Consider the following 23,292-nt stretch of genomic DNA (forward strand, 5'->3'; position numbering starts at 1 on the left):
TTGGCAAAAAAGGTATTAATTTCCCTATTTTTGTTCAAATTAATATAGAAAAAGGAGGGTTCAAATATGAATCATGCAACATTATTGCTCATTAAATTTGCAGCGGCACTTATTGCGTTTGGTATAGGCCTTGATTTGTTTTTTGATGCAACCATCGGAGATATTATTTCTTTTAGCTTGCTAACGACAGTTGTGACATATTTAGTAGTGGATCGAATTGTACTGCCTCGAGTGGGCAACCGTGATGCCATTATTGTTGAATTTGTTCTAACCTATATGAGCGTATGGATTTTTGGAACATTGTTATTAGACAGCTACGTTCAAATTGCTTGGGGAAGCATTATTTCTGCAGCTATTATTACATTTGCCGAGGTTTTTGTTCACCGCTACTTATTCAACCATATTGAAACGAAACATACGGCGAGAACGCGTCCCGCTTTTAAGCGAAAACTAGCGTATGACACAGAATTTGCAGAAGAACAGCATGTAGAAAACAAGGAAAATCCAAAATAAAAAGAAAGCTCACTTTTGAGCTTTCTTTTTTATGTGTTAATGCATAAAAGTCATTTCCTTTAAAGGCCAGTATTTCATATTGACTTCTCCCATGATCGAAGAAATCGGAGTGAGGCCAAAATGCCTGCCATCTCGGCTAATGCGTCTGTTGTCACCTAGCACTAATACGTATCCATCCGGTATCGTGCCGTCTGGAGACAGTTCGTACGTGGAAAAATTTTCAGTGAATCGCTCGTAAGCAGGAACTTTGGATAAATATTTATGGAGATGCGGTTCTTTTTTGACTTTGTTATTTATATACAGAACATCATCTTTGTATTCGACCGTTTCTCCTGGTAAGCCCACGATGCGCTTTACTAGAAAATCACTGCTATAGGGAGCTTGCAACACGACAATATCAAAGCGCTCCAGCTTGCTGTGTTTGTTAATAATAATTCGATTGCCTTCGTGCAAAATAGGCTTCATAGAATCGCCTTTTACAGTGTAGGGCTGAAACCAATAGTGCTGAACGACAACAGAAAGCAAAACGGTGCCGAGGATGACGCTTGTGTATGTAAGAATTTCACGCTTTATTTTTTTATTGACCATAATGGATGAACACCTTCTTAACGGTAAGACTGTCAATTTAAGTTTTTCATAGAGATATAACAGTGTTGATTGTACCATTCAGAACTAAAGTTTTCCATATCTATCTATTTATGCGTATATGCCAAAAATATGCTGGGCGGAACCAAAAAATGAGAAGAGCCGCTATTCTCTAGAATAACGGCTCTTCTTTATTATAACTGAGCGCGCTCAGTTCGAGTAGCTGGTTGATTTGGTTCTTCTTCCACAACAGGCTCAACAGGCTTATGCTGCTTGACTTCTTCTTCCAGCTCAGCAATTCGCTTGTTTTTCTGTTTCACTTGTCCTCTTAGTTGAACAATTTTCACAAAGCTCAATGAAGCAGCAACAACTCCTCCAAACACGGCCGTTGTTAAGATAATTAAAATAAGAGGCCATTTTTGTGAACCAAATACATAGTTAAATTGTACAGGATCGTTGTTAATTACAGCTAAAACAGCAATGATAAGAGCAAATATAAGTCCTAAAATAAAAAAGCTCTGTCCTTTCATAAGCTGCACTTCCTTTCTTTACATGGTCATTACAACTTTTATAGCGTAACCACTCATCTTAAGTGTTTGCTATCTTGCTTATAGGTATACGTATCCACATTTAAACAAAATCAAACATTTTCTTGATTATATATATCTTTCTTTCAAGACACAATATATCGATTGGTGTAGAAACTTTGACATGTCCAAAGACCTGGTATGTCGAACTTTTGGAATAAAGAGCTCGCATATCCTTTTTTGCTTAAGCAGAGGGAGAGACTGGCATTTAACTCATATATGCACAAAGAGACCTTTATCTATTAAAGGTCTCACTGTTAATAAAGGGGTATAAACACAAGATGAAAATCAGTTCAGAAGCTGAGACTTTGGCTTAATTGCATTAAACTATTTCATTATCTATCGCCCGGAGCAGGATGGTCTACACCTTTGACATGATGCCGATGCTGGTTGTCTTCGCTGGTATAAAAGTCATAATAGTGAACATGCATACCGTTGCCAATGGGAATAGCGGGACCAGAGTAGGCTTTGTAATGATGTGTATGTCCGTCTTCAAAAACAACATAGCCTTCTGTATAGTGAATGTGGCTTCCATCCTCGCTTTGAATTGGAGGAGACGTTACATCGAGGCACTGATGGACATGTCCTGACGCAACAGAAGTGTAGTCCACTGAGCCATGATTATGATGAGGAACAAACCCTGAAATAAAATCATCCTTGCCTATTTTTTTCATTTTACTTCCCCCTATAAATTCAATTTAAAAAAACTGCTTAAGTAAATTTTTTAAATGGCATCTAAATTTCTCTGTTTAGTTAAATTCAAAAATACATGCTATTGATATGAACAAAGAAAAATAAATATGACTTTTGATAATCAGGATTTATAAAATGGGTAGTTTTCCTGTGTGTTTGCCGTTTCTACTTGATAACTTTCACATATATTTATTAAAGTAGGACAAGTTATTACAAGAGAGGAAGTCAGCATAATGAGTTGGGAAAATAAAAAGAGTCTATGTCAGGAGTTTGCGAGAATTCTAGGTGGACAAGGCAGTTTAGATGAAAATGGCGTTTGTTTAGTACAAAAATTTCGGACGATTCGTTTTAAAATTTTAGGGCGTCCAACACGCTCTCCGTTAGTTACTCCTCAATTTTTTACTTTTGAAGATTTAGATAGCAAGGGAAGAGCGCTAAATCTAGGTGAAACCGTGCTTTTGCAAGAAGAGGTAAATCCATTATTAACGGAGCTTAGAAAAAGAGATATTAAGGTTACGGCCGTTCACAACCATTGGCTATTTGAAGAGCCGAGAGCAATGTATATGCATTTTGAATCTGTAGAACCACCGTTAGATTTTGCACGAAAAGTAAGAGAAGCGTTTAAAGTATTAAAAGGATAGAAAGCAGTTTTTTATAGAATCAGTTTATTCTTACTTACTGCTTTTAAAATTAGATTAATAAAACTTTAAACATGTATATTATATATTGGTTTATAAACTGCGCTTGAATGAACCTATCAGATTAACTAATTTTTGAGGAGTGAGATTATTCGGGTACTTCTATCCAAATAAAAAAAGCACGCGTTCGCCGCGTGCTTTTTTTATGTATAAACTTAAAATGCGTTTAGGGTGTTATCGCTTAACCACTGTTTGCGTTCAGCTGCATCTTCGAATAACTCATCTGCATTTGTAAATTGAGAAGCAATGACATATTCAATTGTTGCAAGAGGAGCTGTTAGCAAACGCCAGTTTAATACGATTGTATTATCTTGAGTCGTAGCGTATTCTTCACCTAACTCGTCCCACTTAACAGATTCAGGAGCATTGTCTGCAGTTTTTTTAACAGATTTCAAAGCTTCTTGGAATTTTTCACCTGTGCGGCCTTGGTACCATTCTGTTAACAGTTGTCCAATACCTTCATTTGTTTGCTGCTCGTTCCAGCTTTCAGGTACTGTAGCAATGAATTTTGCACGGAATGTCATTTCAGCCTTTGCTACATCTCCACGAACGATGTTTAAGCGGTATTGACGTCCTAGGTAAGGGAATTTGTCTCCCTCTTCAAAAGAACCAGTTTTAGCTGCAGAAGCTGCTGCTTTAGGAGCCTCTTTTTTAGCTGTTTCTTTTTTTACTGCTTCTTTCTTTGGAGCAGCTGGCTTTTCCTCAGCTGGCTGTGAACCGTTTAGTTGTTTTAAAATCCATGTTGCTTTGCGTGCGATAATTGAACGCACATTGTTTTCATTAAGACCTCTAGGGATAATAACTTTTACCCCTTCTTTGTCACAAATTTGCACCGTGATATCGGTTCTATTTGGAACGACTTCAATTTTGTAGTCAATTGTTTGATTGCCTGTTTGATACGTATACATAAAATTTTTCGTACTCCTTTCTACAAATCTTCATTTTATAAGCAAAGGTAGAGTTTGGTCAAATGAAAGAATAATCAGACAGTTATCAACTGCTGTTGCAGCGCCTTGCAGAATGATATGTATTCCAATGTTTAGTGGAAAAGCGCCAATAATAATTGTTTCAATTCTTCTTTAGTTTTTACAAAAAAATATAAAAATATGCCGATACTACTAATATAGATTAGACATTCTATGTCTTTAGATTGTATAGGGGATGAAAAAATGAAAAAAGTTTTTCAAAGTTTACGCATGAAAATGCTATGTATGATTGCAGCCATGGTGGCCATAACATCTACTGTAATTGAAGTAACAAATTATTATCTTATTGTGAAACAAGAGCAAGCAGCTTCGATTACGCTAGTGATTACATTTCTGTTTGTTTCTTTTACAACTACCGTGTTCTATTTTATCATACGTCGCTACATAATTGCGGTTGAAAATTTATCAAAAACAATGAAAGGGATTTCAAACGGTGATTTATCTGTAGATGTTGTTCCTTTGAAAGGGAAAAATGAGATTAGTACACTCATATCTTCATTTAATGAAATGATGACTCACATGAGAATGCTGCGTCAGAAAATAAGTAAAACAAAGAACACGGTCAGTCACTCCTCAGAGCAATTGCTTGCAAGCATGGAGGAAACAAAAACAGCTGTGACAGAAGTTACGATGTCTATTCAAGAAATTGCTGCGGGTTCTGATAAGCAGTTGCTAAATGTGGTTGAAACCGAGCAAGCTATGGTGGATATGGCTAAGCTGCTTCAGAAAATGACTGATCATTCTTCAAAGGTACAACAATCGATGAACAGAGCCTCTGAACATGCTTCCACTGGCAATGTTTCGGTGAAAGAGGTGACGAATCAAATGAATAAAATCTATGAATCAGTTAAGATATCCACCAGTGAAGTAAAGGGACTCGAAGATCGTTCTACAGAGATTGGACGAATTATTGACACGATTACAAGAATTGCTGAACAAACAAACCTTCTTGCACTTAATGCTGCTATTGAAGCTGCAAGAGCTGGGGAACATGGAAAAGGTTTTGCTGTAGTAGCAGGGGAAGTACGTAAGCTAGCGGAAGAATCTAAAACGTCCGCTATACAAATCAGTCATCTGTTAAAAGAAATTGAAGCGCAGGCAAAGCAGGCTTATCAAAACATGGAAGTCAATACAGAAGAAGTCACACTTGGGATTGCCACTGTCGAAGATGTAACTGAACAATTTTCCACAATCATGGAAGATGTCTTTGCTGCTCAAGAACAAATGAACAAAATGACAAGGGCAACAGGAGAGATTGATGGGTATTCGTTCAAGGTAATGGAGTCTGTCATGGGGCTTTCAGAGGTTGCCAAACAAGCAGCTGCTTATGCTGAAGAAGTAGCCGCGGCTTCACAGGAGGAATTAGCATCTATAGAAGAACTTGTAGTGTTGGCAGCTAATTTAAAAGCTACGGTAAGTGAGTCCTAAAATTTGTCTTGATATGTAACAAATACGCGCAGAAAACTGCGTGTATTTGTTTTATTTATACCCTTTATAGAAAACGATAAATAGAATTGACACGTTATAAAAGCAGCTGTATAGTGAGGCAAGGCGGCAGTCTGTCTTTTTTAATTCTTAGTAAACTTATAAGTTAAATAAAATATTTAAGCACTACATAAGGAGACGAAGAGATGAAAAATGAATTCCGTTTGGCAACAAATGACGACGCAGATAGCTTATTGAACTTAACTCTGCAAGCATATAAGCCTATTCGAGAGCTAGGCATTCCTTTCTTAGCAGCTACTGCTGATCTTGCCCTCGTTAAGAAAAATATTTCTCAAAACCTTTGCTATGTATATGAAGAAGATAAAAGAATCGCTGCAACTGTGTCTATACGAATGCCTTGGGGAGAACATCCAGGTCCGTTTGCAGTTCCGCATCTTTGGTGGTTTGCAGTAGACCCGTCGTTTGCCAGGAAAGGCGTTGGATCTAAGCTGCTGCATCTAGTAGAGGAAGAGATAATAAAAAATATGTTTAAATCACCAGGTGTGTCTTTAGGAACAGCAAAAGAACATCCTTGGTTAGTTGAGATGTATGAACGAAAAGGATATGTTCAAGATAAAGAAAAGCACCTTGCAGAAGGTTATACGACCGTATTTCTTTATAAAAAATTCAATAAGGTACACTTTTTGTCGTAAAAGATAAAGAAGTGATCCAAATTAAGAAATGTGAAAGAGTGATAAATATGACAGATCAATTACTACTAAACGAGTTAATAGACATACGCCGTGAGCTGCATCGGTTTCCAGAGCTTTCAATGAAAGAATATGAAACAACTAAACGTATTAAAAAGTGGTTAAAGCACTATGATATTTCTACAGCGGATACATTCCAATTAGACGTAGGAGCAGTAGCAGAAATTGTAGGAGGAAAGCCGGGACCTACTATCGCTATTCGAGCTGATATTGATGCGCTGCCAATTGAAGAAAAAACCAATCTGCCATTTGCTTCTGAAGTGAACGGTGTTATGCACGCGTGCGGCCATGATTTTCATACGGCTTCTATAATCGGAGCAGCTATCCTTCTTAAAGAGCGTCAGCAGGAGCTTTGCGGCACGGTTCGATTTATCTTTCAGCCAGCTGAAGAAACGGCTTCTGGGGCAAAAATGCTAGTTGAAAAAGGTGTGCTCGAAGGAGTGGAAGCGATATTTGGGATGCATAACAAACCGGATCTTCCTGTAGGAACCATTGGTATCAAACCGGGACCTTTAATGGCAAGTGTTGATCGTTTTGAAATTGACGTCAAAGGAGTAGGAGGTCACGCGGGTATTCCTGAAAAAACAATAGATCCGATTGCTGCTGCTGGTCAAATTGTTACTAGTTTACAAACCATTGTCAGCCGTAATCTCAGCCCCTTTCAAAATGTTGTTGTCAGCATAACTCAAATCCATGGAGGGAGCTCGTGGAACGTCATTCCTGACAAAGTAACGCTTGAAGGAACGGTGCGTACCTTTCAAGAAGAAGCGAGAGAAAAAATACCGGCTCTTATGAAACGAACTGCTGAAGGGATTGGGGCAGCTTTCGGGGCTTCAGTAGACGTTAAATGGTATCCATATCTTCCTGTAGTCAACAATGATGATACGCTGGAAAAACTGGCTACTAAAGCGGCAGAGGATCTTAGTTACCAAGTCGTAGAAGCTGAACAATCGCCTGGAGGAGAAGACTTTGCCGTATATCAGCAGCATGTACCAGGATTTTTTGTATGGATGGGTACAGCTGGAGAATATGAATGGCACCATCCTTCTTTTTCATTAAATGAAGAAGCATTACTTGTAGCAGCTTCTTATTTTGCTAATCTAAGCTTTCATTTTTTGAATTCATTCCATTACCGAAAAAATTAAAATATTTTTATTTTTCTATTTACGCGGATGGAATTGTTTGATAAAATAAATTTTAAATTAAAAAGTTATCACGAGTGGACGAGAGATCTGGCTCTTTGACTCCACAGCAACCTACGAATGTAAGGTGCTCCTACCAGCAAAGCATGTGCTTTGGGTGATAAAACGGGTGAAAAACTCATTTTGCATCAAAGCAAAATGAGTTTTTTTTATTTTTCTAAAAGGAGAGGGTTTTATGGGTCATACAGCAGTTGCAGCACATACAGGAGAGAAAGCATTAAAGGAAGCAGTGAAATTATTAGGAAAGCATTATCAAGTAGCTTATCGTGAGTTAGAAACATTTTATGAAATTGTGGTCGAAAACCATGTTCGTACATATGCTGTAGGCATAGATATTAAAGATGTACAAAAAGCAAATGAACTAGAAATTTATTCATCATGCTGTTCCAAGCTTGAGCGAGTAGGCTGTCTTTTATAGAAGTCTGCTCGCGCCTCTATTTTTTAAGTGTTTTTAAATAGAAAGCATGGTTTTTGACAAGCAAAGAATCTGGTGGGTATAATCAATACTCACTAGGTTTTAAAATTAATCATAAATTGTCGAAATTTTTACACAAATTAAAGGTTACATTCGAAATGAATTGTGGTATGTTATAAAACAAGAATATTTTATGAAAGGAGCATTGAAATGGAAATGTCTCTTGAACACGGAAACGATGCAGGAAGCGAACAGCTTATTGATCGTATCCTAGACTTTTTAGAAGATGACCAAAAGTAAAAAAAGAGTGTGCGGTGCTATCCCTAGCCGCGCACTCTTTTTTTATCATGTGTGTAAAGGCAGCGCCATACTATGATACATAGGGATAGAATGAAAGGGTCTCTGTCAAAGGGATTGACGAATGGTTTTGTTTGATAGAAAATTTAGAAAAAGGAAAGAGATGAAGGGTATGTCGAACAAAACATCTTTGTATCAAACAAAAGAACAGTTAAAAAAACTTGTAAGCGAATTGGTTTCTATACCTAGCGTGACAGGAACGATGGCAGAAGTTGAAATGGCTGAATCGATAGCGTCGTATTTATTGAAGCTGCCTTACTTTCAAAAAAACGAGCAAGTCGAGCTTCATTCAACAGGAGACGGACGATCGATTGTCACAGCTTTTGTTCAAGGGAAAAATACGAATAAAACAGTTGTACTCGTAAGTCATTACGATGTAGTGGATGTACAAGATTATGGACAGTGGAAAAAGGATGCTTTTCACGCTGATACATTAACGAGTACTTTTTATAACCATATGGAACAAGTTCCGGCGCACGTACAAAAAGATATGATAAAAGGAGACTGGCTTTTTGGCCGAGGAACGATGGACATGAAAGCAGGCATTGCCCTGCATATCAGTATGGTTGAACGAGCATGCAACGGAGAGTTTGACGGAAACATCCTGCTGCTGTCGGTACCGGATGAAGAAGTAAATTCGCTTGGGATGAGAAAAGCAGTGCCTGTTCTTTTAGAACTTGCCCGCAAACATCAGCTGGATTTTTCTCTCATGCTAAATGCAGAACCGGTGTTCAGCCGCTATCCTGGAGATCTAACGAACTATGTGTACTCAGGATCAATTGGAAAAATCATGCCAAGCTTTTTGTGTTATGGAAAAGAAACTCATGTAGGGGAACCGCTAGCTGGTTTAAATGCTAATTTACTAGCTTCTTATTTAACAAAAGAAATAGAATTAAACGTTGATTTTTGCGAAAAAATAAGAGATGAAACGAGTCCGCCTCCTACGGTGCTGATACAAAAAGATTTAAAAGAAGAGTATTCAGTTCAAGTTCCGCATTCTGCCGTTGTCTTATTTAATTTATTTATGTTAAACCGCTCTCTTAAAGAAGTAACAGATCTGCTGTTGAAATCGGCTGACAAAGCGGCTTTGAATGTGAAAAAACATTATAATAAAGCCGCTAGGCAGTACGCTGCGGGAATGGAGGGTTCATCTCTTGACGTGAACGTATGGACGTATGAAGAACTTTATACTCATGCAGTCAAACAGCACGGCGAAAAATATGTGCAAGAAATGGAAGCAGCACTTTTGGAACAAGAGGATGATGATAGAAATAAAACCATTAACTTAGTAAACTCTTTAGCTGGTTTATGTAAAGAAGCAGCTCCGATGATGGTCTTATTTTTTACGCCGCCTTTTTATCCGGCCGTTTGTTCACATGATGATCCCTTTGTACAAGAGATTTTGTCAAACGTACAGGCAACTGCCAAAGAGCAATTCCAAGTGGAGCTAGTTGAACAAAGTTATTTTGGCGGAATTTCGGATTTAAGCTATGCCAGCCTGCAGCATCCGCTTCATACATTTAACACGTTAGTAGCCAATATGCCGCTATGGAATAAAGGGTATCATATCCCGCTAGAAGAGCTAGAGGAGCTGAAGATGCCGGTGCTGAACATTGGACCGCTGGGAAGAGATGCGCATCAATGGACCGAAAGATTAGACGTTCAGTATTCCTTTGAAATTTTGCCTCATTTCATTTATCAAGCTATAAAAGAAGCGCAGAAATAAACATCCGCCTGCGGATGTTTATTTGTTGAATTTAAAAGAAGCTCCTTGTACGGTAATTTGTTGCGGTGTTAGAGCGTGATCCAATTCAACCAAAAATGGACGCTCTCCAACTTTTTTTAATGTATCATGGACAACACCTTGTGTTCCGCTGCAAAAAATAAGGTTTCCTCCATTGACATATAGTTTTTGACAACGTGCATCAAGCAAAGAGTCTTTGTAGCTTTCGCCAGACTGAACGTCCAGCAGTTTCGTCCACTTGCTGATGGATTCTTCGAGGTTATGTACAGCACAGTAAATATTTTTTAGCTGCAGCTGACCAGCTTGGTGAGAAGAAAGATCTGCTAGCTTTGGCTTGCGTTTTTCTTCTGGTTCACCCCATTCAATAAAAAAAGGAAGAGGCAGGGAATCGTGATCAGCTTCAATAAAACACATTTTCCATTGAAGTCTTTCTCCATCATTGGTTTGGCGAGAACCCGCTACAGGACCTTTTACAGTGACGTTCTTGTTTTCCAGCTCTTTTATCAGCAAATCCATATCATCTGTACGAAGTGCAAATCGGCCAAAATGACCAACCGGTGTATGTTCGTTAACAAGCTGCTGAATAAGGTCATTATCTGTAACGTTTTGAGCTAACGCGATATCTCTAAGCCCAAGCCATTCAATATAGCTGAGGTTAAAATAAGCCAACGTGTTAAAAGTGCCCCATTTTTCATGGGTGCCGCCTTTAATGACATGTATTCCGTATTCGTTTAGTTCTTTCTGAGCTTTAATAGGGTCAGGTGAAAAATGAACAAGATGATCAAAAGATAAGTGCATGGATAGGCCTCCTTTTAAAAGAGATTCTTTCCCATTATTATACGTTGTTTTCCTTTTCAAGAGGAGTAAAACGAATGATTATGTAAAATGAAAATCTTAAAAAAAGCAAGCCGCGTATGTTTTAAACTCGACTTGCTTTAGATTTAGTTAGCGACGACAGCCATGCCCCTTATAGCAGCATCCAAATGATTTATTAAACCATGGATATGAGCAGCAAGGTGAACCGCAGCGACAGCGGCGACGGCTAGAACGACGAGTAGAACGGCGAGTAGTGCGGCGAGTAGTGCGGCGAGTAGAACGACGAGTAGTGCGGCGAGTAGAACGACGAGTAGAACGGCGAGTAGAACGGCGAGTAGTGCGACGAGTAGAACGGCGAGTAGAACGACGACGAGAGCGCCTGTGAAGAGCAGTTGGCTCTTGGTACATAAATGTTTCAAGCTCAGTAGAAGCAATCGCTTCTGTTGCTTCTCTAATTCTTTCAGCAGTGATATGCATATAAACACCTCCTGGCTAATTCGGTACATAATACAATATGTACAAGGAAGGCGTTTGGATATAGTGAAAACATGGAATTTGTCTAAATTTGTGAAAGAAATGGAGTGGTTTTCATGCTTCAAATCCTCGAACATCAAAGAGTGGATATCGCTCTTCAAATAGTAGCTGTGCAAGTAGAAGCTTATCAAGAAGAAGCAAGGCTCATTGGTTTTTCAGATATTCCTCAGCTTACAGAAAGCAAAGAAGATATTATGAAAAGCAAGGAAGTGTTTATCGGAGAAATGATTGAAGGTAAGCTAGCAGGAGTGCTGTCGTTTGAAATAGAAAATGAGCGATTAACGATTTGCCGCCTTGTTGTGCGTCCTCATTACTTTCGAAAAGGAATAGGAAGCCGTCTTTTAACACATGTACTTCAAAGATATTCAAAATGTGAATGTATGGTGTCTACAGCCGAAAAAAATACACCTGCGATTAAGCTGTACAAAGCGCATCAGTTTTCAATTATAAAACACACTGCAGCTGCTGATAATCTTGTGTTAGTAACGATGAAAAGAGATTGAGACATCGTTAAATTAATCCAAAGACTAACAAATTAGCGACATAAGCTAGTAGGGATTGGCTGGTGATTTCTGTGCAAGACCTCGCTTTCCGCGAGAGCTGAGCCTCCTCGTCGCTTCCGCTTATCCTGCAGGAGTCTCCGCCTTGCTCTCCAATCAACCACTAGAAGTATCTACATACATGAAACCTACGTTCACTATCACCATGAAAAAGATCCGAACGATTCATCGTTCGGATCTTCTTTCAACTAAAATAATATTGTCCCAGCCTCTACGATGAGAGTGTTTGCTCAGAATAATCTAGAGCTGTATGGCGCTGAATCAGCAGTAAAGCAGCTAAAGTGACAACCGCTCCAATAATAAAAGGCAGCGTCATATTGAGTTTAAAGGCAAATGCACCAAGCAGAGGCCCAAAAATACGCCCTAAGCTATCCATTGAGGCGGTTAACCCCGAAGCAGAGCCATATCCTACTTTGGTTCTCATTGTAATTAATGAGAGGACACAAGGACGAATAAGGGCATTACCTGCTGTAAATATGCACAAAAATAAGGTAGCATTAACGGCACTAGAAGATAACAAAATAGATGTAAATCCTATTGCTGAAACCAATAAGCCAATGGCCATCAGCTTTTTTTCATTTCCTTTTTTAAATCGCTGCAGCACACCGCCTTGAATCAGCGCTTGAGTTAAACCGCTCGCCATAAACATCCATCCGATTGTCGTAGGAGTAGCATTGATTTTCGCTATTTGAAAAAATTGAAAAGTAGCTTCTAAACCAGCGAGCGTAAAAGTCGCTAAAAATGAAAGAACATATAAATACTTCATAGCTCCTTGAAAATCTGACGTGAAGTCATGCCATCTCGATGTCTGTACTTTATCAGCAGATTCTTTTCGTAAAGATTCTTTTAACGTAAAGAATGAGAACGCTGTCATAATCAGTGACAAGATACCAGAGATAACGAAGGGGAAAAACAAGCCGAAAGATGAAAGGACGCCGCCTAATGCCGGTCCAAAAATAAAGCCTAAGCCAATCGACATTCCTAACAGTCCCATTGCTTTCGTGCGGTTTTCTTCATCTGTACTATCAGAAGCATATGCAAAAGCACAAGGAATAACAGCTCCTGCGAACAAACCTCCGATGATGCGGGACGTATACATTAAAGTCAGAGAGTTTTCTGCCACCGAAAAAAGAAAAAAGCTTGCGCTAAAGCCGAGTAAGCCCCAAAGTAAGATGGGACGCCGGCCTTTTATATCGGAAAGCTTCCCCCAAAAAGGTGCAGTAATAAAAGATGCGATCGAATAGCTAGCCATTAGTATTCCTAAATTGACCGTGCTTGCACCCGTGGCACGAATAACTTCAGGTACGATGGGGATGATCACTCCAAAGCCGACAAATACCATAAAAATAACAAACATTAATGTTCCAAGCTGTTTGTTCATATGCAATTAAGCCCCTTTCTCTGTAGAACATGCCGTGAGTTTAGTATACCAAATACAAAGAAGTTTTTTACGTATATTTGGTAAAAAACGTTTTATTTACAAATGGATAAATATGTTAATATTTACCTGTTGTGCTGAGGATGATACAATTAAAAGGAAAGGGACGTGAAGCGATTGCCAATATGGATTGTATTTGCTGGGATCATAGGCGGTCTTCTAGGATTTGGGGCGCTAGTGGACTATATAGCTAAAAAGAGAAGTATCGAGTTAGATCCAGCAGAAGGAATAAAGAATGCTTCTGATGCAGAACAAATCTATGTGGAAAATTATCTTTATCAAACAAAAGAAAATAACAATCACTTTCAATAAAAAAAGCTTGGAGAGAAATCTCCAAGCTTTTTTAATGCGGTAAAAAGATGAGCTGATAGAGAAATAGAACAGCAAAGACATACACAAGCGGATGGACTTGTTTGCCTTTTCCTTTTACCAGCTTCATTAACGGATAAGAAATGAAGCCAAGCGCAATTCCTGTTGCAATACTTGATGTAAGAGGCATCGCTAGAACAACTAAAAAGGCAGGGAACGCTTCATCAAAGTCATTCCAATTAATTTTAGCTACAGCACCCATCATCAAGCTTCCGACAATAATTAATGCAGGTGAAGTAATAGCTGCTACGCCAGAAACCGAGCTTACAACCGGACTAAAGAACGCTGCAACAATAAATAGAATGGCTACCGTCACGCCCGTTAGACCTGTGCGTCCGCCTGCTGCTACACCAGATGAAGATTCAACGTAAGCCGTTGTTGGGCTTGTACCAAATAAAGCTCCAATCGTTGTACCAAATGAGTCAGCAAGCAATGCTTGACGTACGCGAGGCATCTTATTACCTTTCATAAGACCGGCCTGTTGAGCTACGCCTACCATTGTACCTGTTGTATCAAAAATCGTCACAAGTAAGAAAGAAAAAACAACTGTGTACAGATCATGATGAATAACATCTCCAAAAGCAGCAAAAGGATTTGAAATCATTAAGCCGTCTGGAAGGTGAGGAGAAGCAAACAAACCTTTATCAAATGAAAGCTGTCCTCTAAAGAAAGCAATTAACCCCGTAATAATCATACCGAAGAATAAAGCGCCGTTTACATTTAGCGTATATAAAATGATTGTAATCGCAAGTCCAATCAGTGTTAAAACTACTTTTTCAGACTGCAAATCACCAAGTCCAATTAAATTTGACTTATTTGCAACAATAATACCGGCTGAACGAAGCCCGATAAAAGCAATAAATAAACCGATACCAGCACTAATCGCGTGCTTTAAATTGTTTGGAATAGCTTCAATTAATTTTTCACGAAACGATGTTAACGATAGGATGATAAAGATAATACCCGCTACGAATACAGCTGAAAAAGCAGTAGCATAGTCGATGCTTCCATTTGAACCAACAACTAAAGCAGCAAAGTACGCATTCATTCCCATACCGGGAGCAATCGCGATTGGATAGTTAGCTGCAAGAGCCATCCATAGCGTAGCTACGACTGCTGAAATAATAGTAGCTGTAAATACTTGATCAAAAGGAACGCCGGCGCTGGACAAAATAACTGGGTTCACAATGACGATATAAATCATGGTTAAAAACGTTGTAATACCAGCTAAAATCTCCGTTTTAGCATCCGTGTTATATTCTTTTAACTTAAACATAAGTAACCTCCAAAAATAACGAACATTAAAAGCAACATGATATATAATATTCGTTTTTTACTTGAAATGCAATAGATTTGCATATAAAAAATCAAAAACTGAAAAAGTGACGATAAAAGAGCTAAAACAAGTGTGAAATATTTCTTTTTTTCGGTGCTTTTTATAGTGTGTGCGTATAGAAGAGGCTCATACGAAAAAAAGCCGCTTGGTCTGCAGCGGCTATGTTGCTTGTTTTGAGGCAACGACTATTGGAAATTTTATTTTAATGGAAAGAGTTAAATCGTGATACGTATATTCCAAGCGTCCGTGGTAGTTGGAAACAAGTTCAGAAATGATCCACGTGCCAAGGCCTTCGTGGCGTTCTTTCTTTTCTGTAACATGAAAAGAAGTAAACAAGTGATCTTGACGTTCTCGTGATAAAGCAGCGGTAGAATTGCTGACTTCTAAAATGTAAATGCCGCTTCGAATCATACTCGAAACGGTTATCTCCTTTTTCTCAGAAGAATGAGCGGCTTCTAAAGCATTATGCAGTAAATTCATGATGAGATTCATTTGGTCAAGGTGGTTTAAAGGCAGCTGTGATAATGGTGAATCTAATTGAACATTCATATGTATTCCCCACGTATGTGCTTGATTCTTGCTTTGATGGACAACAGAAGCAACGTGCGAATGTTCACCTTGAATATATGAATGGGTATCATTCAAAGCTTCAACGTAATCTTGAATATACTCTTGTGCCTGCTGCCTTTGATTTGTTTCTAAAAGATAGGATACAGCACTGACATGTTTAATAAAATCATGTCTTTCAGCCCTTAACGCTTGAAAAAGCTCATTGTTTTTTTGAATTTCACGTGAAGCACTGCTTTCCCGGTTGGTTACAAATATGTATTGTTGATAAGAAGAAAACATGTCAGTCATATAACCAATCATTGCGATAACGGTTAAGCTAACACTAAAAGGTGAAGATAGGCTAAATAAAAGCAGGAAAAAAGACGTCAGTACGATTGCTTTTTTTATCGTTAGTGAAGGAGCCGTTTGATATTTCTTTCTCCATATAAAAAATGAACCAATTATAAAAGAACTAAGTAGGAGATGTAAACTAACAGGCAGGTCTTTAAAAAAGAGGAGCACGAAAACAGTTAGTAAAACTAATGTGTAAAATAGTTTCATTTTAGATAGTCCCTCCTTTAAAAGTATTCTCTTTGCAAGATGTCTAAATTTGGTTTCGTGATTAAAGCTGTTTTTTCGGTGCTTTGAAACATCACTGAGTAGGAGTGCTTAGTATATAGGGAGAAATTTTGAACATAGGAAATGTTTATAATAAAAGCTCGATGCGACCTTAGAAAATGACTCGCTGTTAATTCTTTTTCAATTTCGTTTAATGATTGATAGGTACTAAATTCTCCATTTGTCGTTATGATTGTGGTAGAGCGACCCGTTCGTTCTGCAAATATAATATCTTGTTTGTTCAGCACTTGCATTTCGGTTTTTTGTTTTAAAATAAGCTTATCTCTTGTGTCAGTTGATTGTTTTTTTTGATGAAAACGCTGAATGCCTTTTAACAGACGCTCTTTAGAATAAGGCTTCATAATGTAGTCTAAAACGTTGAGTTCAAATGCATGAACGGCAAAGCCGCTGTGCCCAGTGACAAAGATGACTTGAATATCAAGTGCGTAAGCATTGATAAAGTCTGCAAGCTCATAACCTGATAGCTTTGGCATTTCAATATCTGTAATTAATAAATTAATTTCATTTTTTTTAATTTCGTTATAAGCTTCCTCCGCGCTGCTAGTCGAAAAAAGGATGTCTATATCATCTTCTCTTTCTAAAGAAATCCTCAATTTCTCTAAATCATATGAATGATCGTCCACTAATCCTACTTTCATAAATAAAAACCCTCTTTGTTTCATTCTATTGGATATTACCACACTATTTTACCATGATTTACAAGGTGGAAAGGACGTTTCGCGACATAAAAAACCCTCTTTATGACAAGATGGAAGATGCTGTATGAAAAATAAGCTAATATATAGTCAATCACAGTAAAAGGGGAGAGCGGATATGATTGAAATCAAAGGTGTTACGAAATATTTTAAAGAGAAAAAGCAAACAATTGCAGCAGTTCAAGATATTCATGTAACTATCTCACAAGGAGAAATTGTAGGGCTATTAGGTGAAAATGGTGCGGGGAAAACAACTCTTTTACGTATGCTGTCGACTGTACTTGAACCATCGGAAGGTAATATGTTCATTCATGGAATTAACATTCATAAACAGCCGGATAAAATAAAACAAAGAATTGGCGTGCTTTTTGGCGGTGAAACAGGTTTATACGACCGTTTAACCGCTCGTGAAAACTTAGCTTATTTTGCTAAGTTTTATGGCATGAGCAAACATGAAACAAAGATAAGGATCGAGGAACTGGCCAAACGTTTTGGAATGAAAGACTACTTGGATCGCCGGGTCGGAGGCTTTTCAAAAGGAATGCGTCAAAAAGTAGCCATTGCACGCACTATTCTTCATAACCCGGACGTTATCCTATTTGATGAGCCGACTACAGGATTAGACATTACATCAGCAAACATGTTTCGTGAGCTTATTAAAAGTCTGCAAAGAGAAGGAAAAACGATTATTTTTTCCAGTCACATTATGGAAGAAGTGGAGATGCTGTGTCAGTCTATCATCATGATTCATAAAGGGAAAATGATTTATCAAGGAACAAACGAACAGCTGTATAAAGAAGAGGAAAGCACAGACTTAAACTATATCTTTATGTCGCGTATCGTGAGGGGGGCTTAATATGATTTGGCATATTTATAAAAAAGAGTTAATTGATTGTTTGCGAGATCGAAAGACGATTATCTTTAGTGTGTTGATTCCGATTTTGTTAAATATAGGGATGCTGTTTTTTGTAGATAGAATGATGTCTAGTGATCAATCTGATGGTATGTCTATAGCTGTTGAGAAAGGCTCAGATAAAAGTGTAGTGGAATGGTTGAAGGGAGATAGAAACCTTCAAATTATTGAAAGCGAAGATCCACTTCAAACAGTAGAAAAAGGCAAAGCATTAGTAGCTTTAAAAGTTGACAAGAAATTTTCCGATAAAATTTTCCATACGCAATCTCCAGATGTGACGATTTATACAAGTCCAAGTAGTGTAGAATCTTCAGGGGCGACAGAGTACGTTACAAATATACTAAACAAACAGAGAGAAGGCATCGTAAAAGAACGTTTAAATCAATTAAATATTAATAATCAAACGATTGAGCCCTTTCATGTAATTGAACAAAGTGTTTCAAAAGAAGATACCAGTTCACTATACATGGTAGCAATTTATGCCCCCCTAATTATTATTATAGGTATATTAGGAGGTATCTTGCCTTCCGCTAATGATATTTTTGCAGGAGAAAAAGAGCGAAAAACGATGGAAGCTCTACTCATGGCTCCTGTTAAACGACTACATTTACTAGTAGGGAAATGGTTCACTATTTCTACATTTGGTGTCTTAAGCGGAGTTCTTTCTACTATTTCATTTGTGCTTTTTGTACGCTACTTTACCGTGACGTTAAATGATGCCTTGAATCTAACCAATCACCTCGTTGCTTTTGGCGTTTCATTACTAGTAGCTATCACTTTATTTGCTTTATTAGCAGGACTAATTCTTTGTATCTTTAGTCTCTTAGCAAGCTCCGTTAAAGAAGCGCAAAGCTATACATCACAAATCATTACAGTAGCGATGCTTCCATATTTCCTAATGATGGGGAAATCTGTAAACGAGCTGCAGTCAAGTGCCTTTTTAATTCCTATTTATAACGTATTTGCACTTATGAAACAGCTTCTCTATGGTGTCTATGACATGCAGAGTCTTGCGTATACAGCAGGAAGCTTGTCGGTTTGCATTATTGTTTTATTTACGATTGGTTATACGATGTTTACCAAAAGCCGTTGGGTGCTTGGTAAAGGGTAAGAGACTGGGCAAAAGTAATTTAGTTGAAGAGAAATCCGAACGAGTAATCGTTCGGATTTTTTTATTGGAATGGTGAACGTAGGTTTCAAGTAGGTAGTTAGCTGCTTCTAGCTGTTGATTGGAGGGAAAGCCGGAGACTCCTGCGAGAAAAGCGGAACAGGTGAGACCCCGCAGGAGCGGAAGCGACGAGAAGGCTCACCGGCCACCCGCGGAAAGCGAAGTTTTGCACGGAAATCAACAGCGGCGTAACAAGCGCCTCATAATAGCTCATTTACCCCAGTTGTTTGTCTCTAGATTCAATTGATTTCGTTATGTCTCAACTTTTTTGTAGGGAAATAGAAATTAAAAGAGAATATGGAAAGAAAGGAGAGTGAAACAGCTGTATCATATTATAGTAGAAGAAATTTCTCATTCGATAAAAAAGTATGTAAAGCAAATCGAAAAAGTGACGTTTCCAAAGCAAGGATGTACCTCGAATGTTGGTATCCTTCATACGGCTAAAGGAAAGTATGTTTTAAAGCGGACAAAAGGGGAAAAGTACAGAAAATGGTTATATAGGGAATATTATGTATTAAAAAATATACGGGCACTGTCGGACTTTCAAAGCCCGAGTGCTTACAAATTTGTTCAAACAGCTGTTATTGGCTGGAGCGGAGGAACCTGCGGAGATGCCCGTTATGATATGGCTCTTGCTGTTCGCTTTGAAGGCGGAATTTTTACCGGTAAAGAGCGCGCTGCTTTTTTTAAGGGATACGGCAAGCAGATTTCACAGCACGAATTTTGTTATTTTGCAGAAGGATTGTACGAGTTTTTCTAAGCAATAATGACATCATTTTCTTCATTTGTTGAACGTCCACTTTCTTTGACGAATTCATACTAGTTTTGTCACGTATGAAGGGATTTAAAAATTTCTCTCGAAATGGCTAGTAAATGAAAAAATGGAGGGATGGAACATGACGATGAAAACGGTAGATGTGGCAAAAGCGCTGGGAATACATCCAAGTACGGTATTAAAGTGGGTCAAAATGGCGGATATCGAGCTAGAGAGAAATGAATCGGGACACTGTGAGTTTACAGAAGAAAACATTGAAGCACTTAGAAACTTTCAAAAAAACCGCAATCGTCAAGCCGTCGTCAAAGTGGTAGAAAAAGTAGTAGAAAAAGAGGAAGTCGTTATATCTGATGAACGTGCGCAAGACATGCAAAAGCAGCTTGATCAGCTTTTTTTAAGGCTGATTGAAAATGAAAAGCGTACAGAAGAAAAAGCGGGAGAAGTAGTGACGTTTCAAATTTTAGAGCATCGTTCAGAAATCGATCGATTAAATAAAGTTATTACGAAATTAGAAAATCGAGTAGTGGAACTTGAAAGTCAGTTAAAAAGTGAAGATAGCTTAAAAGGTAAAAAGCCTGTTCCGAGATGGAGAAGCTTTTTAACCGGTATTTTTAGCTACTAGCAGCGATTTACCATAACGGTAAATCGCTTTTTTTATGGAATTTTATGAAAAATACATCAATTCGTACAGGTTTGTGGAAAAAAATCTCAATAATAGTTGACGAAACGCTTAGTAATTTGATAAAACTAATTAAGTTAAGAAAGTGAAATACTTTCGTAAATACATATTCGTTATCATGCAATAGCGATAAGGAGAGTGACAAGTGAAAAAAAGAGAAGAGCTCGTTCAAGAAATGGAGACGCTGTTTCGCTTTGTGTTCAGACAGCTTCGCCAAGAAATTAATGAAGTATACAATTCAGAGCTATCAACAAATGAATTTATGGTGCTTCGTATGCTGGTTGATTCCGGCAGGCAGCGATCAACTGATTTATCAAAGTATCTTCAAGTGTCAGCAAGCCACATTACGGCGGTAACCGACTTGCTTTTATCAAAAGGCTACATTGCACGCAAACGGTCTGAAAACGATCGGCGTATTATTGATATCGAACTGACCAAGGAAGGACAGGATATTTTTAATGCTATTCAAGAGAAGAAACGAGCCTATTTCCTTGAGCGTTTTGAGCACTTTACCGATAAAGAAATTGAAACGATGAATAAACTGTTTCACAAAATTAAAGGCGATCAAAAATAAAGCGCTTTAAATACGGAAGAATAATCAGTGAATATGGCCTTCACTGATTATTTTTTTGTCTTAAAACGCAAAGAGTATAAAAGGCAAGTTAGTTGGTGAGAACATAAAATCAGCGTATAATAATAGAAAGAACACATGAAGGAGGTCATCTTTTTGACAGAACAATATGAAGTAGCAACTTTTGCCGGCGGCTGTTTTTGGTGTATGGTGAAGCCTTTTGATGAACAGCCAGGCATTATAAAAGTTGTATCTGGCTATACAGGCGGTCACAAAGAGAACCCGACGTACAAAGAAGTATGCTCAGAAACAACGGGCCACTATGAAGCGGTCCAAATTACCTTTGACCCAGAAGTTTTTCCATACGAAAAGCTTTTGGAACTATACTGGCCTCAAATTGATCCAACGGATGCAGGCGGACAATTTGCCGATCGAGGCGACTCGTATCGAACAGCAATCTTTTATCACAATGAACATCAAAAGGCACTAGCTGAAGAATCCAAACGACAATTAGAAGCAAGCGGTCGTTTTTCTGAGCCGATTGCTACCCCAATTCTACCGGCAAAACCGTTTTATGAAGCCGAAGAATACCATCAAGGTTATTATAAGAAAAATAAATTCCGCTATGCTATGTATCGACGAGGATCTGGACGTGATCGTTTTATTAAAGAAAACTGGAAAGACTTTGGACGGGACGAGCAGCTGAAAACGATATTAACGCCCATTCAGTATGAAGTGACTCAAAACGACGCAACGGAACCTCCGTTTCGCAATGAATTTTGGGATCATACGGAAGATGGTATTTATGTAGATATCGTATCAGGAGAGCCGTTGTTTAGTTCAACTGATAAATATGATGCCGGATGCGGATGGCCGTCTTTCACAAAAGCGATTAATAAAGATGAAGTAAAAGAAAACATGGACGTTAGTCATAATATGGTTCGTACAGAAGTACGAAGCAAAACCGCTAACTCTCATTTAGGTCATTTATTTGATGATGGTCCGCAAGATGCAGGCGGCTTGCGTTATTGCATCAACTCAGCAGCTCTTCGCTTTGTTCCGAAGGAAGATTTAGAAAAAGAAGGATACGGGGAATACGCTGTTTTATTTAAGAAATAAAATAATATGAAAAAAAGAGCGTGATTCAACTTAAAGTTGGCTCACGCTCTTCTTTTTGTGCTTTCTTTTGTTTTATTTTAGCTCGAATGAGGCTATAGAGAAAAAGGAAAGGAATGTAGCCATAAATAAAGTAAAAGCCGGTCATGGATAATCGTGTATTAAGCTGATCGATGGTTTCTCGATCATCAAAGAAAATAGAAAAACCAAGAAGGGCAATCAGAACTAATATAAGAAAAAGCGTAGGCGGCTTATTAAATGTTTTACTAAATCCACGAATTGTACACCATACGCTGACAGCAATCGTAGGAAGAACCACTATAAGCCACAGAGCAATTAAAATATATTCAAAACGCTGTAAAAACGGAATTTCAATAATTTTGGCCATCGTTAAAGTTGGCCAGATTGTATGCATTAATTGTCCTTGGCTAAAGTAGGAAAATGAAACCAATGCTGTGAATAAATACAAAAAAGCACTGAACAATATCCCAAGTTGACCCCATTTTTGGCTAGTAGCGCCATTTTTTATAAAAGGATAGAAAAAAAGCACAGATTCAAATCCTAAATTCTCAAAAGTCATCATCTTAGTTGAAATTAAAAATTCCCATATCGTGTGGTCAAACAAAGGAAATAAATTATTAAGGTGCCCGTATTTCAGAGGGTAAATCAATGCAAGTGCGAGCGGCAAGGGAAGCATAACCCCAAAAAAAGCAATTCCAGTAATCACACGAAATCCACCGGAAACTGTATAGTAAATAATAGGTAAGTAAACAAGTGATACAATCCATGTTTCCAGCTGTGGAAACATCCATATTTGTAAAATTTCTACGTACGTCCGGTAAATAGTTAACGCAAAAATAAAATAATAAGCCGATGCCGCAAGAGTTAAAGCTCCTCCAAGGTATTTCCCAAAGTATAACCGATGGATATCGACAATATCGCTGTTTTCACGGGTTAAAATATTAAAAATCATCGCTAATAAAATACAGACGCTGATCGCAGCAAGGAAAATAGATATCCAAGCTTCATATCCAGCTCCTTTAATAATATAACGCTGAAATCCTAGTATTCCAACACCAATTTGCGTAGAGTGGACTAAGAAAAAAAGAAAAGAAGGGGAAACTTGATTTTCTTCTTTAATTGTATTGTGCATCTTTTC

The 23,292-nt window shown here is 38.1% G+C and carries 27 protein-coding genes and 1 riboswitch; of the genes, 16 read left to right on the plus strand and 11 right to left on the minus strand.

Going from position 1 to position 23,292, the window contains the following annotated elements:
* Positions 1 to 66 precede the first annotated feature (66 nt).
* Positions 67 to 513 (plus strand): YndM family protein, encoded by a 447-nt coding sequence (locus tag AC1D0Y_RS08480; RefSeq protein WP_016763336.1) that lies wholly within the window; start codon positions 67 to 69, stop codon positions 511 to 513.
* A gap of 36 nt (positions 514 to 549) precedes the next feature.
* Here AC1D0Y_RS08480 and lepB read toward each other — a convergent pair whose 3' ends face one another.
* From lepB to AC1D0Y_RS08495, 3 genes are all read right to left on the minus strand, one after another.
* Positions 550 to 1,101 (minus strand): signal peptidase I, encoded by a 552-nt coding sequence (gene lepB, locus AC1D0Y_RS08485; protein WP_013055900.1) that lies wholly within the window; start codon positions 1,099 to 1,101, stop codon positions 550 to 552.
* A 191-nt stretch (positions 1,102 to 1,292) separates the two neighbouring features.
* Entirely contained in the window at positions 1,293 to 1,628 is a 336-nt protein-coding gene (locus tag AC1D0Y_RS08490; protein WP_050688244.1) for a LapA family protein, read from the minus strand.
* Between the two features lie 392 nt (positions 1,629 to 2,020).
* Positions 2,021 to 2,359 carry a YmaF family protein gene (locus AC1D0Y_RS08495; RefSeq protein ID WP_013055902.1) on the minus strand — a complete coding sequence of 113 codons (339 nt, stop codon included), beginning with the start codon at positions 2,357 to 2,359 and terminating at the stop codon, positions 2,021 to 2,023.
* A 252-nt stretch (positions 2,360 to 2,611) separates the two neighbouring features.
* On the opposite strand from AC1D0Y_RS08495, the gene AC1D0Y_RS08500 reads away from it, so the two are divergent.
* Entirely contained in the window at positions 2,612 to 3,019 is a 408-nt protein-coding gene (locus AC1D0Y_RS08500; RefSeq protein ID WP_025749486.1) for a DUF1259 domain-containing protein, read from the plus strand.
* Between the two features lie 212 nt (positions 3,020 to 3,231).
* Here AC1D0Y_RS08500 and AC1D0Y_RS08505 read toward each other — a convergent pair whose 3' ends face one another.
* Entirely contained in the window at positions 3,232 to 3,984 is a 753-nt protein-coding gene (locus AC1D0Y_RS08505) for a M48 family metallopeptidase (protein ID WP_477707497.1), read from the minus strand.
* Between the two features lie 261 nt (positions 3,985 to 4,245).
* Between AC1D0Y_RS08505 and AC1D0Y_RS08510 the strand changes: the two genes are divergently transcribed.
* The 5 genes from AC1D0Y_RS08510 to AC1D0Y_RS08530 all read left to right on the plus strand — a co-directional run bounded on the left by AC1D0Y_RS08510 (position 4,246) and on the right by AC1D0Y_RS08530 (position 9,957).
* The gene (locus AC1D0Y_RS08510) at positions 4,246 to 5,490 is read left to right on the plus strand and encodes a methyl-accepting chemotaxis protein (protein ID WP_051421047.1); all 1,245 of its coding nucleotides are present in this window, start codon (positions 4,246 to 4,248) and stop codon (positions 5,488 to 5,490) included.
* A 203-nt stretch (positions 5,491 to 5,693) separates the two neighbouring features.
* A complete protein-coding gene (locus tag AC1D0Y_RS08515) occupies positions 5,694 to 6,200 on the plus strand; it encodes a GNAT family N-acetyltransferase (protein WP_060746686.1) in 507 nt (168 codons plus the stop codon).
* A 47-nt stretch (positions 6,201 to 6,247) separates the two neighbouring features.
* On the plus strand, positions 6,248 to 7,402 hold the full coding sequence (locus AC1D0Y_RS08520) for an amidohydrolase (protein ID WP_477707498.1): 1,155 nt from the start codon (positions 6,248 to 6,250) through the stop codon (positions 7,400 to 7,402).
* 62 nt (positions 7,403 to 7,464) lie between these two features.
* Positions 7,465 to 7,566: riboswitch (SAM riboswitch) on the plus strand.
* Positions 7,567 to 7,634: 68 nt separating this feature from the next.
* Complete coding sequence (locus AC1D0Y_RS08525) at positions 7,635 to 7,877, plus strand: hypothetical protein (RefSeq protein WP_028407851.1); 243 nt, start codon at positions 7,635 to 7,637, stop codon at positions 7,875 to 7,877.
* 466 nt (positions 7,878 to 8,343) lie between these two features.
* Positions 8,344 to 9,957, plus strand: coding sequence for a M20/M25/M40 family metallo-hydrolase (locus tag AC1D0Y_RS08530; protein WP_060746687.1), 1,614 nt, complete (start codon positions 8,344 to 8,346; stop codon positions 9,955 to 9,957).
* 18 nt (positions 9,958 to 9,975) lie between these two features.
* Here the strand turns inward: AC1D0Y_RS08530 and AC1D0Y_RS08535 are convergent, their stop codons facing one another.
* Complete coding sequence (locus tag AC1D0Y_RS08535) at positions 9,976 to 10,773, minus strand: VOC family protein (protein WP_060746688.1); 798 nt, start codon at positions 10,771 to 10,773, stop codon at positions 9,976 to 9,978.
* Positions 10,774 to 10,920: 147 nt separating this feature from the next.
* A complete protein-coding gene (locus tag AC1D0Y_RS08540; protein WP_081085290.1) occupies positions 10,921 to 11,268 on the minus strand; it encodes a CotG/ExsB N-terminal domain-containing protein in 348 nt (115 codons plus the stop codon).
* Between the two features lie 113 nt (positions 11,269 to 11,381).
* Here AC1D0Y_RS08540 and AC1D0Y_RS08545 point away from each other — a divergent pair, with 113 nt between their 5' ends.
* A complete protein-coding gene (locus AC1D0Y_RS08545; RefSeq protein ID WP_477707499.1) occupies positions 11,382 to 11,828 on the plus strand; it encodes a GNAT family N-acetyltransferase in 447 nt (148 codons plus the stop codon).
* Between the two features lie 268 nt (positions 11,829 to 12,096).
* On the opposite strand, the gene AC1D0Y_RS08550 is transcribed toward AC1D0Y_RS08545, so the two are convergent.
* Complete coding sequence (locus tag AC1D0Y_RS08550) at positions 12,097 to 13,266, minus strand: MFS transporter (RefSeq protein ID WP_028407856.1); 1,170 nt, start codon at positions 13,264 to 13,266, stop codon at positions 12,097 to 12,099.
* Positions 13,267 to 13,431: 165 nt separating this feature from the next.
* Between AC1D0Y_RS08550 and AC1D0Y_RS08555 the strand changes: the two genes are divergently transcribed.
* The gene (locus AC1D0Y_RS08555; RefSeq protein WP_231504471.1) at positions 13,432 to 13,635 is read left to right on the plus strand and encodes a hypothetical protein; all 204 of its coding nucleotides are present in this window, start codon (positions 13,432 to 13,434) and stop codon (positions 13,633 to 13,635) included.
* 31 nt (positions 13,636 to 13,666) lie between these two features.
* Here AC1D0Y_RS08555 and AC1D0Y_RS08560 read toward each other — a convergent pair whose 3' ends face one another.
* The 3 genes from AC1D0Y_RS08560 to AC1D0Y_RS08570 form a co-directional block, all read right to left on the minus strand.
* The gene (locus tag AC1D0Y_RS08560) at positions 13,667 to 14,968 is read right to left on the minus strand and encodes an NCS2 family permease (RefSeq protein WP_013055916.1); all 1,302 of its coding nucleotides are present in this window, start codon (positions 14,966 to 14,968) and stop codon (positions 13,667 to 13,669) included.
* A gap of 219 nt (positions 14,969 to 15,187) precedes the next feature.
* Positions 15,188 to 16,138, minus strand: a complete 951-nt coding sequence (locus AC1D0Y_RS08565; RefSeq protein ID WP_477707500.1) for a sensor histidine kinase — start codon at positions 16,136 to 16,138, stop codon at positions 15,188 to 15,190.
* A gap of 17 nt (positions 16,139 to 16,155) precedes the next feature.
* The gene (locus tag AC1D0Y_RS08570) at positions 16,156 to 16,854 is read right to left on the minus strand and encodes a LytR/AlgR family response regulator transcription factor (RefSeq protein WP_477707501.1); all 699 of its coding nucleotides are present in this window, start codon (positions 16,852 to 16,854) and stop codon (positions 16,156 to 16,158) included.
* A 175-nt stretch (positions 16,855 to 17,029) separates the two neighbouring features.
* On the opposite strand from AC1D0Y_RS08570, the gene AC1D0Y_RS08575 reads away from it, so the two are divergent.
* From AC1D0Y_RS08575 to msrA, 7 genes are all read left to right on the plus strand, one after another.
* Positions 17,030 to 17,767 carry an ABC transporter ATP-binding protein gene (locus tag AC1D0Y_RS08575; RefSeq protein WP_028407859.1) on the plus strand — a complete coding sequence of 246 codons (738 nt, stop codon included), beginning with the start codon at positions 17,030 to 17,032 and terminating at the stop codon, positions 17,765 to 17,767.
* A 1-nt stretch (position 17,768) separates the two neighbouring features.
* The gene (locus tag AC1D0Y_RS08580) at positions 17,769 to 18,935 is read left to right on the plus strand and encodes an ABC transporter permease (protein ID WP_477707502.1); all 1,167 of its coding nucleotides are present in this window, start codon (positions 17,769 to 17,771) and stop codon (positions 18,933 to 18,935) included.
* 114 nt (positions 18,936 to 19,049) lie between these two features.
* Complete coding sequence (locus tag AC1D0Y_RS08585; RefSeq protein WP_268798911.1) at positions 19,050 to 19,184, plus strand: hypothetical protein; 135 nt, start codon at positions 19,050 to 19,052, stop codon at positions 19,182 to 19,184.
* Between the two features lie 121 nt (positions 19,185 to 19,305).
* Complete coding sequence (locus AC1D0Y_RS08590; RefSeq protein ID WP_477707503.1) at positions 19,306 to 19,752, plus strand: hypothetical protein; 447 nt, start codon at positions 19,306 to 19,308, stop codon at positions 19,750 to 19,752.
* Between the two features lie 136 nt (positions 19,753 to 19,888).
* Positions 19,889 to 20,389 (plus strand): MerR family transcriptional regulator, encoded by a 501-nt coding sequence (locus tag AC1D0Y_RS08595; protein WP_028407862.1) that lies wholly within the window; start codon positions 19,889 to 19,891, stop codon positions 20,387 to 20,389.
* A gap of 202 nt (positions 20,390 to 20,591) precedes the next feature.
* Entirely contained in the window at positions 20,592 to 21,020 is a 429-nt protein-coding gene (locus AC1D0Y_RS08600) for a MarR family winged helix-turn-helix transcriptional regulator (protein WP_028407863.1), read from the plus strand.
* Positions 21,021 to 21,173: 153 nt separating this feature from the next.
* Complete coding sequence (msrA, locus tag AC1D0Y_RS08605; protein WP_477707504.1) at positions 21,174 to 22,136, plus strand: peptide-methionine (S)-S-oxide reductase MsrA; 963 nt, start codon at positions 21,174 to 21,176, stop codon at positions 22,134 to 22,136.
* 25 nt (positions 22,137 to 22,161) lie between these two features.
* On the opposite strand, the gene AC1D0Y_RS08610 is transcribed toward msrA, so the two are convergent.
* Positions 22,162 to 23,286: a GerAB/ArcD/ProY family transporter gene (locus AC1D0Y_RS08610; RefSeq protein WP_060746697.1), complete on the minus strand. Its 1,125-nt coding sequence runs from the start codon at positions 23,284 to 23,286 to the stop codon at positions 22,162 to 22,164.
* Between the last annotated feature and the right edge of the window lie 6 nt (positions 23,287 to 23,292).

The sequence above is a fragment of the Priestia sp. P1_B12_1 genome, assembly GCF_056406695.1.

What these genes read in the sequence shown, in the direction of transcription:
- AC1D0Y_RS08480 (WP_016763336.1), top strand. Translation starts at nt 67, where the DNA reads ATGAATCATGCAACATTATTGCTCATTAAATTTGCAGCGGCACTTATT.
- lepB (WP_013055900.1), bottom strand. Translation starts at nt 1,101, where the DNA reads ATGGTCAATAAAAAAATAAAGCGTGAAATTCTTACATACACAAGCGTC.
- AC1D0Y_RS08490 (WP_050688244.1), bottom strand. Translation starts at nt 1,628, where the DNA reads ATGAAAGGACAGAGCTTTTTTATTTTAGGACTTATATTTGCTCTTATC.
- AC1D0Y_RS08495 (WP_013055902.1), bottom strand. Translation starts at nt 2,359, where the DNA reads ATGAAAAAAATAGGCAAGGATGATTTTATTTCAGGGTTTGTTCCTCAT.
- AC1D0Y_RS08500 (WP_025749486.1), top strand. Translation starts at nt 2,612, where the DNA reads ATGAGTTGGGAAAATAAAAAGAGTCTATGTCAGGAGTTTGCGAGAATT.
- AC1D0Y_RS08505 (WP_477707497.1), bottom strand. Translation starts at nt 3,984, where the DNA reads ATGTATACGTATCAAACAGGCAATCAAACAATTGACTACAAAATTGAA.
- AC1D0Y_RS08510 (WP_051421047.1), top strand. Translation starts at nt 4,246, where the DNA reads ATGAAAAAAGTTTTTCAAAGTTTACGCATGAAAATGCTATGTATGATT.
- AC1D0Y_RS08515 (WP_060746686.1), top strand. Translation starts at nt 5,694, where the DNA reads ATGAAAAATGAATTCCGTTTGGCAACAAATGACGACGCAGATAGCTTA.
- AC1D0Y_RS08520 (WP_477707498.1), top strand. Translation starts at nt 6,248, where the DNA reads ATGACAGATCAATTACTACTAAACGAGTTAATAGACATACGCCGTGAG.
- AC1D0Y_RS08525 (WP_028407851.1), top strand. Translation starts at nt 7,635, where the DNA reads ATGGGTCATACAGCAGTTGCAGCACATACAGGAGAGAAAGCATTAAAG.
- AC1D0Y_RS08530 (WP_060746687.1), top strand. Translation starts at nt 8,344, where the DNA reads ATGTCGAACAAAACATCTTTGTATCAAACAAAAGAACAGTTAAAAAAA.
- AC1D0Y_RS08535 (WP_060746688.1), bottom strand. Translation starts at nt 10,773, where the DNA reads ATGCACTTATCTTTTGATCATCTTGTTCATTTTTCACCTGACCCTATT.
- AC1D0Y_RS08540 (WP_081085290.1), bottom strand. Translation starts at nt 11,268, where the DNA reads ATGCATATCACTGCTGAAAGAATTAGAGAAGCAACAGAAGCGATTGCT.
- AC1D0Y_RS08545 (WP_477707499.1), top strand. Translation starts at nt 11,382, where the DNA reads ATGCTTCAAATCCTCGAACATCAAAGAGTGGATATCGCTCTTCAAATA.
- AC1D0Y_RS08550 (WP_028407856.1), bottom strand. Translation starts at nt 13,266, where the DNA reads ATGAACAAACAGCTTGGAACATTAATGTTTGTTATTTTTATGGTATTT.
- AC1D0Y_RS08560 (WP_013055916.1), bottom strand. Translation starts at nt 14,968, where the DNA reads ATGTTTAAGTTAAAAGAATATAACACGGATGCTAAAACGGAGATTTTA.
- AC1D0Y_RS08565 (WP_477707500.1), bottom strand. Translation starts at nt 16,138, where the DNA reads ATGAAACTATTTTACACATTAGTTTTACTAACTGTTTTCGTGCTCCTC.
- AC1D0Y_RS08570 (WP_477707501.1), bottom strand. Translation starts at nt 16,854, where the DNA reads ATGAAAGTAGGATTAGTGGACGATCATTCATATGATTTAGAGAAATTG.
- AC1D0Y_RS08575 (WP_028407859.1), top strand. Translation starts at nt 17,030, where the DNA reads ATGATTGAAATCAAAGGTGTTACGAAATATTTTAAAGAGAAAAAGCAA.
- AC1D0Y_RS08580 (WP_477707502.1), top strand. Translation starts at nt 17,769, where the DNA reads ATGATTTGGCATATTTATAAAAAAGAGTTAATTGATTGTTTGCGAGAT.
- AC1D0Y_RS08595 (WP_028407862.1), top strand. Translation starts at nt 19,889, where the DNA reads ATGACGATGAAAACGGTAGATGTGGCAAAAGCGCTGGGAATACATCCA.
- AC1D0Y_RS08610 (WP_060746697.1), bottom strand. Translation starts at nt 23,286, where the DNA reads ATGCACAATACAATTAAAGAAGAAAATCAAGTTTCCCCTTCTTTTCTT.